Source organism: Campylobacter aviculae (genome assembly GCF_005406215.1).
Classification (GTDB): domain Bacteria; phylum Campylobacterota; class Campylobacteria; order Campylobacterales; family Campylobacteraceae; genus Campylobacter_D; species Campylobacter_D aviculae.
In genome coordinates this window covers 21,319-35,199 of record NZ_NXMA01000011.1, presented here as the reverse complement: position 1 = coordinate 35,199, position 13,881 = coordinate 21,319, and the positions used below count along the sequence as shown (strand labels likewise).

At 28.0% G+C, this 13,881-nt stretch carries 17 protein-coding genes; 11 read left to right on the top strand and 6 right to left on the bottom strand.

Annotation, left to right across the window (positions count from 1 at the left end; genetic code table 11):
• Window positions 1-7: 7 nt before the first annotated feature.
• Window positions 8-1,093, bottom strand: a complete 1,086-nt coding sequence (locus CQA76_RS06695; protein ID WP_170999725.1) for a JlpA family lipoprotein adhesin — start codon at window positions 1,091-1,093, stop codon at window positions 8-10.
• A 141-nt stretch (window positions 1,094-1,234) separates the two neighbouring features.
• On the opposite strand from CQA76_RS06695, the gene CQA76_RS06690 reads away from it, so the two are divergent.
• Window positions 1,235-2,071 (top strand): cysteine ABC transporter substrate-binding protein, encoded by an 837-nt coding sequence (locus CQA76_RS06690; RefSeq protein WP_137622649.1) that lies wholly within the window; start codon window positions 1,235-1,237, stop codon window positions 2,069-2,071.
• Between the two features lie 35 nt (window positions 2,072-2,106).
• Complete coding sequence (locus CQA76_RS06685) at window positions 2,107-3,330, top strand: MFS transporter (protein WP_137622674.1); 1,224 nt, start codon at window positions 2,107-2,109, stop codon at window positions 3,328-3,330.
• 3 nt (window positions 3,331-3,333) lie between these two features.
• On the opposite strand, the gene CQA76_RS06680 is transcribed toward CQA76_RS06685, so the two are convergent.
• Window positions 3,334-4,602: a M20/M25/M40 family metallo-hydrolase gene (locus CQA76_RS06680; protein WP_137622648.1), complete on the bottom strand. Its 1,269-nt coding sequence runs from the start codon at window positions 4,600-4,602 to the stop codon at window positions 3,334-3,336.
• Window positions 4,603-4,659: 57 nt separating this feature from the next.
• On the opposite strand from CQA76_RS06680, the gene CQA76_RS06675 reads away from it, so the two are divergent.
• Window positions 4,660-5,187, top strand: coding sequence for a thermonuclease family protein (locus tag CQA76_RS06675; RefSeq protein WP_137622647.1), 528 nt, complete (start codon window positions 4,660-4,662; stop codon window positions 5,185-5,187).
• A 9-nt stretch (window positions 5,188-5,196) separates the two neighbouring features.
• On the top strand, window positions 5,197-5,370 hold the full coding sequence (locus CQA76_RS06670) for a hypothetical protein (protein ID WP_137622646.1): 174 nt from the start codon (window positions 5,197-5,199) through the stop codon (window positions 5,368-5,370).
• Here CQA76_RS06670 and CQA76_RS06665 read toward each other — a convergent pair whose 3' ends face one another.
• Together CQA76_RS06665 and cmoB are read right to left on the bottom strand one after the other, a co-directional pair.
• Window positions 5,371-5,952 (bottom strand): hypothetical protein, encoded by a 582-nt coding sequence (locus CQA76_RS06665; RefSeq protein WP_137622645.1) that lies wholly within the window; start codon window positions 5,950-5,952, stop codon window positions 5,371-5,373.
• 78 nt (window positions 5,953-6,030) lie between these two features.
• On the bottom strand, window positions 6,031-6,906 hold the full coding sequence (gene cmoB, locus CQA76_RS06660; protein ID WP_137622644.1) for a tRNA 5-methoxyuridine(34)/uridine 5-oxyacetic acid(34) synthase CmoB: 876 nt from the start codon (window positions 6,904-6,906) through the stop codon (window positions 6,031-6,033).
• A 100-nt stretch (window positions 6,907-7,006) separates the two neighbouring features.
• Between cmoB and CQA76_RS06655 the strand changes: the two genes are divergently transcribed.
• Window positions 7,007-7,381: a YbgC/FadM family acyl-CoA thioesterase gene (locus CQA76_RS06655; protein WP_137622643.1), complete on the top strand. Its 375-nt coding sequence runs from the start codon at window positions 7,007-7,009 to the stop codon at window positions 7,379-7,381.
• On the opposite strand, the gene CQA76_RS06650 is transcribed toward CQA76_RS06655, so the two are convergent.
• On the bottom strand, window positions 7,373-8,566 hold the full coding sequence (locus CQA76_RS06650) for a hypothetical protein (RefSeq protein WP_170999724.1): 1,194 nt from the start codon (window positions 8,564-8,566) through the stop codon (window positions 7,373-7,375). The genes CQA76_RS06655 and CQA76_RS06650 overlap by 9 nt on opposite strands.
• The gene (locus tag CQA76_RS09060) at window positions 8,563-9,171 is read right to left on the bottom strand and encodes a uracil-DNA glycosylase family protein (RefSeq protein ID WP_170999723.1); all 609 of its coding nucleotides are present in this window, start codon (window positions 9,169-9,171) and stop codon (window positions 8,563-8,565) included. The genes CQA76_RS06650 and CQA76_RS09060 overlap by 4 nt, the downstream gene beginning before the upstream one ends.
• 184 nt (window positions 9,172-9,355) lie before the next feature.
• On the opposite strand from CQA76_RS09060, the gene rpmH reads away from it, so the two are divergent.
• Genes rpmH through mnmE form a run of 6 tightly spaced genes read left to right on the top strand, consistent with a single transcriptional unit; the run spans window position 9,356 to window position 13,877 of the window.
• Complete coding sequence (gene rpmH / locus CQA76_RS06645) at window positions 9,356-9,490, top strand: 50S ribosomal protein L34 (protein WP_137622642.1); 135 nt, start codon at window positions 9,356-9,358, stop codon at window positions 9,488-9,490.
• A complete protein-coding gene (gene rnpA, locus CQA76_RS06640) occupies window positions 9,487-9,813 on the top strand; it encodes a ribonuclease P protein component (RefSeq protein WP_137622641.1) in 327 nt (108 codons plus the stop codon). Before rpmH ends, rnpA begins: the two co-directional genes overlap by 4 nt.
• Window positions 9,801-10,142, top strand: a complete 342-nt coding sequence (yidD, locus tag CQA76_RS06635; protein ID WP_137622640.1) for a membrane protein insertion efficiency factor YidD — start codon at window positions 9,801-9,803, stop codon at window positions 10,140-10,142. Before rnpA ends, yidD begins: the two co-directional genes overlap by 13 nt.
• A gap of 4 nt (window positions 10,143-10,146) precedes the next feature.
• On the top strand, window positions 10,147-11,724 hold the full coding sequence (yidC, locus tag CQA76_RS06630) for a membrane protein insertase YidC (RefSeq protein WP_137622639.1): 1,578 nt from the start codon (window positions 10,147-10,149) through the stop codon (window positions 11,722-11,724).
• A 4-nt stretch (window positions 11,725-11,728) separates the two neighbouring features.
• Window positions 11,729-12,556 (top strand): Jag N-terminal domain-containing protein, encoded by an 828-nt coding sequence (locus tag CQA76_RS06625; RefSeq protein WP_137622638.1) that lies wholly within the window; start codon window positions 11,729-11,731, stop codon window positions 12,554-12,556.
• Window positions 12,549-13,877 (top strand): tRNA uridine-5-carboxymethylaminomethyl(34) synthesis GTPase MnmE, encoded by a 1,329-nt coding sequence (mnmE, locus tag CQA76_RS06620; protein WP_137622637.1) that lies wholly within the window; start codon window positions 12,549-12,551, stop codon window positions 13,875-13,877. Before CQA76_RS06625 ends, mnmE begins: the two co-directional genes overlap by 8 nt.
• The last annotated feature ends 4 nt before the right edge of the window (window positions 13,878-13,881 follow it).

Below are 13,881 nucleotides of genomic sequence, written 5' to 3'. Positions count from 1 at the left end.
TAGCAGTTTAGTAAAAGTCATAAAGAAGATTATTTAGAATAGCATTGCTGATAATTGGAATAATTTCAGTAAAATCTTCGCCATTAATAGTTAATTTTTCTATAGCTTTTTCTTTTTCTTGCGAGTATGCATCTAGAGAAATATTTTTAAAAAACATTTCTATATCAAGTTTATAAATTGGATTTTGTGTAATTTTTTCGAATGTTTTTAAGGTCTTGTCAAAAATTAAAACTTGATCTTCTTTTTGACTTTGCTCTTTAGATAAATTTAGCATAGATTTAGCTACTTCAATATAGTTTTCAAATACACCTTTAGTATCCAAAGAAGATGCGAGTTTTATATTTTGGATGATAATATTTTCTTGTATTTGAGAAAATGCAAAATTTAAATCAGTATTATTATCACTTATTTCTTCGGTAGAAAGTGAATCTGTGTTGTATTTTAATCCTATAGAATCCAATATGTCTAGTAATTTGGATTTATAAGCTATGTTTAGATTAAGATTAAAATCAAGCTTATTATTGTTTTGAATACTAATATTTAAAATATCATTATAATGGCTGTTATCTTTTTCAGAGTTTAAATTTTCAAATGATATTGTATAAGGGTTGGCGGCTAATTCATAAAGATAATTATTAATTTTAGGATTTTTATTTAAAGGTATTTTTTTGATTTCATCAATCATTTCATTGCTTAATTTTAAGTCTTTAAAAGTGATTTTAGATTGCAATTGTTTATTTTTAGAAAATAAAAATTCTTGCAAATCCTTAATAGAAATGAGACCTTTTTTATCTCCTGTATAAACCTCATTGGAACTAAGTTCTATGCTTTTAATCTTAAGCAATTTTTTATTATTTTTGCTAAAAATTTCTAAATTAGGACTAGTGCATTTTACAAAATTATCATTGCTTTGGCATTGAAAGTCGTGAAATTCTATTTTTATTTCAAATTCTTCTTGCATATCTTTTAAAGTATCTTGTATTTGAGAATTTAGATTGTTTTTATACTTTTTTGCAATGTTTTTATCAAGTGAATTGTCATTACACGCGAAAAAGAAGATCACGCTTAAAAACAATACAATATATTTTTTCATATACATTCCTTAAACTTTTTTAAAACCAAATTATATCAATTTATATTTAATTTTAAAAAATAAAAGTGATATTTATTTAAGCAATACAAAATTAAAGTATAATACCTTTCTCGAATTTTCAAAATGATTAGAAAGGATAAAATGAAGAACGTATTTTTAGGCATTTTTATAGCCATAGTAGCTATATTTTTAAACGCTTGCGGAGGAAATTTGGATCATGCAAATTCTCTTGAAAAAATTAAGCAAAATGGAGTTGTAAGAATAGGGGTTTTTGGTGATAAACCACCTTTTGGTTATGTAGATGAAAAAGGTAAAAATCAAGGCTATGATGTTTATTTGGCCAAGCGTATTGCAAAAGAACTTTTAGGAGATGAAAATAAAGTTCAATTTGTGCTTGTCGAAGCAGCCAATAGAGTAGAATTTTTAAAATCGAATAAAGTTGATATTATTTTGGCTAATTTTACTCAAACTCCAGAAAGAGCAGAGCAGGTGGATTTTTGTTTGCCTTATATGAAAGTTGCCTTAGGGGTTGTTACGCCAAAAGATAGTACTATCGATAACATAGAGGATTTAAAGGATAAAACTTTACTTATAAATAAAGGAACAACCGCGGATGCGTATTTTACAAAAAACTATCCTGATATAAAAACTTTAAAATATGATCAAAATACCGAAACTTTTGCAGCTTTAATGGATAAAAGAGGAGATGCTTTAAGTCATGATAATACTTTACTTTTTGCTTGGGTAAAGGATCATCTTCAATTTAAAATGGCAATCAAAGAGTTAGGAAATAAAGATGTTATAGCTCCTGCGGTTAAAAAAGGAGACAAGGAACTTAAAGAATTTATTGATAACTTAATTATCAAATTAGGCGAAGAGCATTTTTTTCATAAAGCTTATGATGAAACATTAAAACAGCATTTTGGTGATGATGTTCGAGCCGATGATGTAGTTATTGAAGGCGGTAAAATACAATAAAGGTTTTACCTTTATTGTATAAAAATATAAAAAATATGCAAAAAAAATATAAAAATATTATTTATGCGTCTGTAGGCGGTATATTAGAATTTTATGATTTTGTTCTTTTTGTATTTTTTTTAGATATTTTTTCTAAAATTTTTTTTCCACAAAATGATTTTTTTTGGACTCAAATAAACTCTTATGTGGCCTTTGGAGCGGCATACTTAGCACGTCCATTTGGTGCTATAGTCATGGCACATTTTGGAGATAAATATGGACGAAAAAATATTTTTTATTTGTCTATATTTCTTATGGTTGTGCCCAATTTTATTTTAGCTTTTTTGCCGACTTATGAAAAAATAGGGTTGTATTCTACTTTTTCTTTATTTTTGATTCGTATTTTTCAAGGTCTGGCTATAGGAGCTGAAGTAAGTGGATCTTGGGTGTATATTAGCGAATTTGCAAAAGGGCGTCAAATTCCATTTGTGCTTGGTTTTGCTTCTGCTACCTTAACTTCAGGTTTATTGTTTGCAAGTTTTACAATTTTGATTTTAGGTGCGTATTTTTCTGCAGCTGAAATAGAGCAATACGCATGGAGATTTCCTTTTGTTTTAAGTGGGATATTTGGAATTTTTGTTTTATTTTTAAGAAAAAAATTAAATGAAACTCCAGAATTTTTAAGATTGCAATCACAGAAAAAACTTTTAAAATTTCCTTTGAAAGAGGCTTTTAAAACACATAAAATGAGCATGTTTATTTGTTTTTTAATGACTATAGTTTTAACAAGTGGAGTGGCGACTTTGATGATTTTGCCTATGCATTTTAAAGAGCTTTTAAATATAGGTGCTAAGGAGGCTTTATGGATACAAAATTTCGGCATTTTAGCTGTAGTTTTTGGATCTTTTATACAAGGCGTTTTGGCTAGCAAATGGGGAAGTTATAAAATTTGCACTTTGTTTAGTCTTATATTTATGGTTTCTGGAATCTTTTTTAGTTTTTATAATCAGCAGCTTTTATGGTATTTTTTAATAGTTTGTTTTTCTCAAGGTATTATTACTTTTGCTCCAATTTTTATGACTCAAATTTTTAAAAGTGAGCTTAAATTTAGTGGCTTGGGTTTTGCTTATAATATTTCATATGCTATGCTAGCGTTTTGCACACCTTTTGTAATTGACTTTTTGTATGAAAAATATTTAGGATTTTACTTTTCATTTGTAAGCTTGTGCTCCTTGTTCTGTGTTTTTTTATTAAAGAAATTTTTTCACAAGGAGCTTTAAAGATTAATTGAGATTTTCTAAAACTTCAAAAACAACTTTAGAAATTTTTTCCACAGAGGCTATTTCACAACGTTCATCTGTAGAATGAGGATTGTAAATATTTGGACCTATGGAAGCACATAGTAATTTTTGTTTTTTCTCTATGATGCCACATTCAAGCCCTGCGTGAATAGCTGAAATTTTAGCTTCTGGAGATACTTTTTTTAAAGCTTTAAAAACTAAATCACTGAGTGCATTTGGTTTGCCTTCCCAAGGTGGGTAAAAATTGAAACTTTTGCTTTGATAACCAAATGCTCTAAAAAATTCTAAAGTTTCAAATTCAATTTGTTTTAATCCCTCTAATATATTTGATCTTGCAAAAAGTGTAAATTCTATTCTATTGTTTTTCATTTTTAAAGTTGCAAGGTTAATACTGGTTTGAACTATACCTAGATTTTCATCGTAAGCTCTAACTCCATGAGAAAAGCTATTGATAGTATCTAAAAGTTTATCGCTTTGATCGCAAAATTCAAATTCTTTTTCACCTTTAAATTCGCATTTTATCCATTCATTACTTTGAATTTCGTTTTCAAAACATACTAAAGCTTTGGCATGTTTTGGTATAGAATTTACTCTTTCTCCACCTTCAAAAAATATGATTTTTCCGTGATTTTGTCTTATAAATTTTGCCATTTCTTTAATGGAGCTTTTTTCATTGTTTATGATATTAATCCCTGAGTGACCACCTTTAAAATTTTGTGCTTGTAATTCATAAATTTTACCCTTGCTTTTTATATTTTTATAAGACAAAGTTGCTTCTATATCGACACCACCGGCGCAACCTATCATGATTTCATTATCGCTTTCATGATCTAGATTTAAAAGCATATTTGATTGTATTTTATGTTCTAAAGAATTAACTCCCATTAAGCCAACTTCCTCATCATTAGTAAAAAGGCATTCTAGATTTTTGAAATGATTCATTGCACTCATCATAATCGCTATACCTATGCCATTATCTGCACCCAAGCTTGAATTTTTAGCTTTTAGATATCCATTTTCTTCATAAACATCAACTTTAGGTGCATCTCCCATACATACCATATCATAGTGGCTTTGTAGGCAAAGTTTAGGATGACCCTTAATGGCATGAATATTTCCAGCTTTATCTACATTAACTATAAAATTTTTATCCTTAGAATAGTTGATTAAAAATTCTTTCATTTGTTCTGTTTCATAGCTACAATGGGGAATTTTGCACAAATCCTTAAAATTATCCACAACTTTTTGCATTTTATCTCCTTTTCTTTGTTAAAATTATGGCATATTTTTTCAAAAAATAAGGATAAAATGAAAATAAATTATAATAAAATCTTAAATTTAAGAAGTGTTTTAAGTGATCCAAAAAAACTTTTAGCTATTTTAGTTTTTTTCCTTGTAGTGATTTTTGTCCAAAATTATATAGCAAAAACTCCAAGTTTTAAAGCTAAGGTTGTAAAGGTAATTGATGGAGACACTATAGAAATTTTAAATTCTAATAAAATAAGCAAGGTTAGATTTTTTGGTATAGATGCCCCAGAACTTAAGCAAAATTTTGGAAAAGAAGCCAAAAATGTTTTAAAACGAATTTTGCAAAATAAAGAAGTAGAAATTTTTTACAAAAATAAAGATATTTATGGTAGAATTATTGCTATTGTTAAGTTTAAAGATGTAGATATCAATGAATTAATGGTCAGCAAGGGTTATGCATGGGCTGATACTTATTATACAAATATATATACCAAAGAACAAAAAAAGGCACAAGAGCATAAATTAGGACTTTGGAAAGATGACAATCCAATAGAGCCTTATAAATGGCGTAAACAAAACAGATTTTGAGAGTGAATTATGAAAAAATATATATTGATTGTAGCTTTACTTTTAGGATTTTCTGGATGTTTTATTAACGAAAGAGGTGTTTCAAACCGTTTTTATGATGATTGTAAGGAGTATTATGATGCTAGCGGAATGTATCATAAAGACTGCCCTAGCAATTGGATAGATATTAAAATGACTCCTTAATTACTTACCCATTGATGCAATAAGTGCTGACGCCATTGCTTCTGGATTAGCCATGGTTGCTGCTGCAGAAGCATTTGGATCTTCAGCAGGTTTAGCTGCTGTAAGTGGTGGGCGTTTTAATTTAAATATATGTTCTTCAGTGGTAACAATTTGTATAGTGGCTTCAAACATTTTAATTTCTTTGGTGTATCCAACTACTTTAACATCTCTTTTTTTTGAAGTTTCATCAAACAAAGCACGAGCTTCTAGTTCTAGCACATCGCCTATTTTTAAAGGAGCGTAAAAAAAACATTTTGAACCTATAACAACAGAGAATTCTTTGTTAATTGCAGCTTGTGCAACATAATTTGCAGCAGCAAAAATAAAAGCATCAAAAATCAATCCGTGATCATCCACTACCATGTCATTTGTGGTGACTAAAATAGACTTTGCAAAATTTTTATCAAGTTCAACAATGGTTCCAGTTAGTGAAGTATTAATCTCTGAACAAGTTAAAAGTTCGGATTTTATGCGTGATATTTCTTCTTGAGAGATATATTCTTCAAGTTGTGCATACTCTTCAAAATTATCTTTTTTTGCCATTTTAAACCTTTGATTTAGATAGTTCAATCTATATTTCAAAATATTTTTACGACAAAATCGACAAAAAGCAAAAATAATTTATATCTTTATTTTTACATAAACTCTTTTTGGAGCTTCATAGCCTTCTATGGTAAGGTTTTTATCATTTGGATCCAAAAAATCATTTAAAGAATAAGAATCAATCCATTCTGTTTTTCTTTGCTCATTTTCATCGGTTTTTTTAGTGCTTAAAATTTGAAAATCTTTAAAACCTGCTCTTTCGCACCAATTTTTTAAAGCACCTATACTCGGAATAAAATAAATATTTGGAATTTTTGAATAAGTTTTATTTGGAACAAGTGCAATTTCTCTTTCATCTTCTATATACATAGTATCTAAAAAAACTACTCCATTTTTATTGAGTCCTGATTTTAATTCTTTTAACATCTTAACCGGATTGCTTCTATGATAAATTACTCCAAGGCAAAAAATCACATCAAATTTAAGCGGGTAGTTTGGAAGATCTTCAACACCTAAAAGTTCATATTTTATTGAAGTTTTAGCTAAGGCATTAATGAGTTCAAATTGCAATCGATATTTTATAGAGGGATCAAAACCTATTAATAATGCTGGATTAAATTCAAGCATTTTAAACATATAATAACCATTATTGCACCCAATATCTGCTACGGTTTTTCCCGAAATTTCACTCATAAAAGGCTTTAAAATATTAAATTTAATAAAACTTTGCCACTCTGTATCAATAAAAAGATCATTTATTTGGAAAGGACCTTTTCTCCATGGTTTTAATTCTTTTGCAAGCTCTAAAATTTCATCCATTTGAGTATTATTTGTGTTTAAAATCACACAATCTTTTAAATAGAGTTCATTTGTGCATTTTAATTCTTTTAATTTTTGAATTTTGGAGTATAAAGGGTGTTTTAATAATTGATTTTCTAAAATATTTTTTTGCATAAATTTTGTCCTAAAGCGTAATGGAAATTTTAACATTTATTCTTTTAAAAAAATATTTAATGATATAATTTTAAAATTATAGGTTTTTTAAGGATTTTCAATGAAGATAAGAATTTATTACGAAGATACAGATGCAGGTGGAGTTGTTTATCATAGTAATTATTTAAAATTTTGCGAAAGGGCTAGAAGCGAAGTTCTATTTTCTAAAAATGCTCAGATATTTGATGCTTCCACTGGGCATTTTTTTTTAACTAGTGTAAATTGCAAATTTATTAAACCTGCTAAACTTGGAGACATAGTAGAGGTTAAAACTAAAATTATGGAAATTAAGACTGCATCTATAGAAATTTTACAAGAAATTTATAAAGATGAACATAAGATTTTTAGAATGAACGGAACTCTCGCTTATGTTAGAGAGGGAAAACCTGTTAAAATGGATCTAGAAATTAAAAAACTTTTTGAAGAATTATTTTAATTCTTCAAAATTAGCTTTTACTCCTTGCATTAGTCGAACTTTATATAAAACCTGCGAGTTTTCAATTTTTTCATCAAATATGCTTTGGCTATTTTGATTTAAAAAATTTGTATAAAAATAATCAGTTCCAATACTTGTCGCATAAGCTACCCAATTATAATCTATATTTTGATTAAAAATTTCATTTAAATAAGATAGACTATCGTCATGATTATTTATAGAATTTGCAATTATAAATTTTCTTCGATCTGCCTCTTGAGTAAGATTTAAAAAGGCAGGATTGTAATTAATTTGAGTGGAAAGTAGAACATAAGGACGTATATTATAAACACGCAATTGAGAGCTTGTAAGTGCCGTTTTAATCAAAGGTGTATTGAAAAATATTGAAGAGTTGTTAAGGCTTCCTTGAGATCTAAAAAGTTTATAAAAATCAAGTTTTTCTCCATTAATTTTGTAAATTTTTGCATTTTGATTATTGTGGTAAAGTATGAGTGAATTTAAATTATTAGATAGAGAAGAGTTGTCGCTAAAAATTGCTAAATTAGAATTGGATTGTTTTAAAAGCTCTACAATTTGTGCATCGTAATCTATACTTCCAAAAATTATGTTTTGGTTGAAATTAGAAGCAAAATTTTTATGAAGAGTTGGAATAAATATTTTCATATTTTTAGAATAATCTTTAAGAGCCGAGACACCTTTTAATGTAAGAGCTGCAATAATATATTGATAACCTTGATTTTCAATTTGATCTAGAGTTTGACGTATTTTATTTTCATCTTCTGTTCCGATTAAAAATACTTTGACTTTAATATCCGCTCTTTGTCTTAAAAGATAAGCAATACTAGAATTTACAATAGTATTGGAATAGCTTTTAATAGTTTTTTCTGGAATAATAATGGCCATTTTTACCGCAGTAATTTTTTGCACAGCTTGATCAAAATCTGTAATTGAATTTAAAAGTTTTGTATAAACATTAGATAGAAATTCATCGCTTTGGTCTGTAAATTCGCTCAAAAAGCTGATGTAAAGTCTTGATTCTAAAAGCTCAAAAAGACAATTGATACCGCATTCTTGTGTATTAAGGTTGGGATAAAAATCTTTAGAAGGCGGTATGTCTACTAATTGTTGCTCTTTGGCCAAAAGAAGGCAAAAACATAAACTTAAACTCAAGAGTATTTTTTTCATAAAAATCCTTTAATTTTTTGTAAATCTTGTATAAAAAATTTTTCATAACTTGGATTTTTTTCTATAAATTCAAGCTCAAAGCTTGCCATAAAGAAAAATTTCTCATGGGTGAAAATTTCTCCTCTAAGCACATTAAAATTTGAAAAACCCAAGCCATTAAAAGTATATTCTCCCAAACAAAGAATAAATTTAGGTTGGAGCAATTCTACTTCATTCCAAAAAAATGGCAAACAAGATTGTAGCGAAAAATCATCAAATTTTCCATTAGGATAACATTTAAAAAGATGAGAGAAATAAAATTGATCCTTTTTAAGTCCTAAAATATCATTTATATAATTTTGTAATATTTTTCCTTTTTTAGATTCTAAAATATCATTATTTTCATTTTCAATATTTTGTTCCAAAGTATCTACAATCATTAACTTAGCATTTTTTATTTCCGATTCCATAAGGATAAAGCGGCGTGATTTTGAAAAGTGGCACAAATTACACTTTTGTATATTTGTTTTTAAATCTTGAAAATTTTGTATTTTTATTTTAATTTTGTTTGTTTCATCTATAAAATTATAGCCCATGGCTCTTAAATAATGTAAACTTCTTATCATTGGTTAAATTTGCATTTTAATATTCATAGTTTTTCTAAAGTATAGTAAAATCTTGTTAATATATCAAATAATTTAATTTTATTGATCTTGACTACTTTAAACATAAAAGCAATTTATAAGTAAGATTGAGATACAATTCGCTTTTATTCTTTAAACAAAATAAAATTTTTAAGGAAAATTTAAAATGAAAAGAACTTATCAACCACATGGTACTCCAAGAAAACGTACTCACGGATTTCGTATTCGTATGAAGAGTAAAAATGGACGTAAGGTAATTAATGCAAGACGTGCTAAAGGCAGAAAAAGACTCGCCGTGTGAGAATTTTTAATAAGATTAATAAAAATGAAGAATTCTCAGCCATATATAGGTTTGGCAAAAAATGGTATTGTGACGGAGTTATTATTTTTTATCTCAAATGTAATGAACATAAAATGGCGGTTGTTGCTAGTAGAAAAGTTGGAAAGGCAGTAATTAGAAATCGATCCAAGCGTATTTTAAGAGCTTTATTTTCTAAATTTGAAGCAAATATTTATAATGGAAAATATATTTTTGTTGCAAAAAATGAGATTGTTCAGATTTCTTTTTCTAAATTGGAAAGAAGTTTAAAATGGGGATTAAAGAAATTAGAATGTTTAAAATAGTATGTTTAAAATTACTTGATATATATCAAAGATTTTTAAGTCCTTTTAAACCTTCTGTGTGTAGATTTTATCCCTCTTGTTCAGAATATGCTTGCTGGCAATTTCAAAAGAATAATTTTTTTGTCGCATTTTTTTTAACTCTTTTTAGGATTTTTAGATGCAATCCTTTTTTAAAAGGCGGATTTGATTATCCAAAGATTTCAAAAAAAATAATCCCTTGCAGTTTGTGTTTTAAGCCTAATTTTTTAGCGCGCAAAAAACTTTACTATTTTTATATACCTTATAAAAATCAGACTTTTTATTTTATAAAATATATTAATCAAGGATAAGTAAGTGAATAATTCAAATAATATTTTTCAACAAAAGCGTATACTTTTAGCTGTGGTGCTTTCTTTTTTATTTTTTATTGTGTATGATTATTTTTTTATACCAAAGCATCAAATCAAATTAGAACAAAATATTACCCATAAAAGCGATTCTCAAAATCTAACTATTCAAAATAATATTCAAACTGCCTTGGCTGAAACTTCTAAAGGATCAGCATTACAAGGTAAAATCATAGCTGATATTAAGAGTAATCATTTTGAAGCAAAGATCGATTCTTTGGGTAGGATTGCAAATTTTTATCTTAAAGATAAAAAATATCAAAATGAGAAAGGTGAATCGATTGATTTAATTTCTAAAGAAAATTTGCCTTATCCTTTAGAAATTCGTTTTAGTGACAATAATATTAATAATGAAGCTTTTAGTGTGCCATATCATGTAGATTTTAGTGAAATTTTTATTGATGAAAATAACAGCAAAACTTTAAAACTTACACAAAAGCTTTCAAATTTAACCATTGAAAAAAACATCACCTTCTATCCTAAAGGAAACTATAAAATACAAGTTAGGCTTAGTAGAAATGCACATTATTTTATCAGTCCCGGTTATCGTCCAAATATAGCAGTAGATAGTTATACTGTACATGGAGCGTTGGTTATGGATGATAAAGAGACCATTCATACTTTCGAAGATGGGAAAATGGACAAAGAAGAAAATGTTCAAAATGCTTGGATGACTTCCGCTTTCGATAGATATTATGCAACATTTTTTTATAATTTTAACAAGCCATTAAACATAACTGTCAGTAAAGATGCACAGGAAAATCCTTTGGTTTTTGCATATAGTGATAATGAGTTTGACGCAGGTGGGTATATAGGCTCTAAAGAGCATGTGATTTTAAAAAGTATAGATCCGCGTCTTGAGGCTGTGGTAGAATATGGTTGGTTTACTTTTATCGCAAAACCTATGTTTGTATTTTTAGATTTTTTACACAATCATATAGGAAATTGGGGTTGGTCTATAGTAATAATGGTGCTTATTATTCGTATAATTTTATTTCCGCTAACCTACAAGTCTATGATTTCTATGAATAAATTGAAAGATCTAGCTCCAAAAATGAAAGAGTTAAGAGAACGCTATAAGGGCGATCCGCAAAAGATGAATATACACATGATGGAGCTTTATAAAAAACACGGTGCAAATCCTATGAGTGGATGTTTGCCTATACTTTTACAAATTCCAATTTTCTTTGCGATTTATCGCGTATTATTAAATGCAATTGAGTTAAAAGCCGCACATTGGATATTTTGGATACACGATTTATCGATTATGGATCCTTACTTTGTTCTTCCGATTTTAATGGGTGCAACTATGTTTATACAACAACTTATTACGCCAATGGCCATACAAGACCCTATGCAAGCAAAAATTATGAAATTTTTACCAGTTATATTTACGTTTTTCTTTATTACTTTTCCAGCTGGACTTACGCTTTATTGGTTTGTAAATAATCTTTGCTCTTTAGTACAACAATGGATAATCAATAAAATTTTTGCCAAAGAGCATCACAAAAAACAAGCGGAGTAAGAGTATGAGAATCGAAGCTAAAGATCTTCAAACCGCATTAACCGAGGCTTCAAAAAATCTTGAGTGTTCGGTAGTTGATTTAGAGTATGAGATTATACAGCATCCGAAAAATGGTTTTTTAGGCTTTGGACGTAAAAATGCAATTATTGAAGCGAGTGTAAAAAATAAATATCGTAAAAAAAATTTAAAAAGGAATTCTCATCCAAATAAGTTTCGAGAAAAAATATCTTCTGAATCAGAAAACATTAAAAAAGATATTAAAGTAAATAGTAAAATAGTGAATTCAAAGTTAAAAAAAGAAGAATATATTGTTAAGAGTGATAAAATTTTTGATAGTTTTCATCGTGAGAGCAAGGATAGTCGAAATACTCAAGATATTTTAGATGAAATTCGTATTCAGCTTGAGAAATTGCTTGCATCAACTTGTTTTAATATTTCTTTAATAGAAATAAAAATGTACAATAATGAAAGTGTATTTATTCATTTAGATGGTGAAGATGCGGCTTTGCTTATCGGGAAAGAAGCACATCGTTATAAGGCTATTTCTTATCTTTTACATAGCTGGATTAATGCAAAATATGATCTTTTAGTGCGTCTTGAAATCGCTCAATTTTTAGAAAACCAAATTCAAAATATGCAAATTTATCTTCAAGATGTAATTAAAAAGGTTAAAACCAATGGTAATGGTCAAACTAAGCCCTTAGATGGAGTTTTAATTAAAATTGCTTTAGAGAAATTAAGGGCTGAATTTCCGCATAAATATGTGGGTATTAGGCAAAATAATAATCAAAGATTTGTAGTTATAAATGATTTTTTGAAAAAAGATGAATGATACTATAGTAGCTATTGCAACAGCACATGGAATAGGTTCAATTTCTATCGTGAGATTGAGTGGTGAGAGATCTTTAGAAATTGCTTTAAGATTAAGTAAAAAAAAACAATTAATTCCGCGTTATGCTACTTTTACCAAACTTTATAATCACAAAGATGAATTTTTAGATGAGGCTATAGTTATATATTTTAAAGCACCTTTTAGTTTTACAGGTGAAGATATAGTGGAATTTCAAATTCACGGTGGTTTTAGCGTGAGTGAGATTTTGCTTGATGAGCTTGTAAATTTAGGAGCTAGATTAGCTCAAGCTGGAGAATTTAGTAAAAGAGCCTGTTTAAATGGAAAAATGACTCCTTTAAAGGCTTTAAACATACAAGATTTAATCGTTTCAAAATCTGCTCTTGCAGCTAAAGTTATCGCAAGAAATATGCGAGGTGATTTAGGAGATCTTTTAGAAAAAATCCGCACCGATTTAGTTAAAACTTTAGCTTTTGTGGAAACAAGTATTGATTATGCTGATGATGATTTGCCACCTGATTTATTAGAACAAATTAGTCTTATGTGTCAAGATAATGCTAAAATTTTAAGAGAAATTTATACGATTTCTCAAAGTAAAAAAGGACTTATAGAAGGTTTTAAAATAGCTATAGTGGGTAAGCCAAATGTTGGAAAATCCTCTCTTTTAAATGCTTTACTTTCCTATAAAAGAGCCATAGTTTCAGATATAGCAGGGACGACACGTGATACTATAGAAGAAAATTTTAAATTAGGTTCTTATTTACTTCGCATTATTGATACAGCAGGTATTAGAGAAAGTAAAGATAAAATAGAACAAATAGGCGTGGAATTAAGCAAAAAAAGTTTAAAAGATGCGGATATCATTTTGGCTGTTTTTGATTCTTCTAGAAAAGAGGATAAGGAAGATTTAGAAATTTATAATTTATTGCAAAATAGTGATAAAAAAGTATTTTGGATTTTAAACAAAACTGATTTGTGTGAGGTTTTTGAAAATAGTCAAAATATAGATTTTATAAAACTTAGCGCCCAAAATGATATTAATTTGCTTAAAGAAGAATTGGAAAAATATCTCAATTCTTTTGATGCTGAAGATACTATGGTAAGTTCTTTGGAGTTAATTAATTCTTGCAAAATTGCAAGTGAGGCTATATCAAGCGCAAAGGATCTTTTGCAAGAAAGTTCTTTAGAGCTTTTTGCATTTGAATTAAATTTGGCGATAGGTGAACTTTCTAAATTTACTAAAGATTTTGAAAGAGATGAGATTTTAGATGAAATGTTTAATAATTTTTGTTTAGGAAAATGAAAGG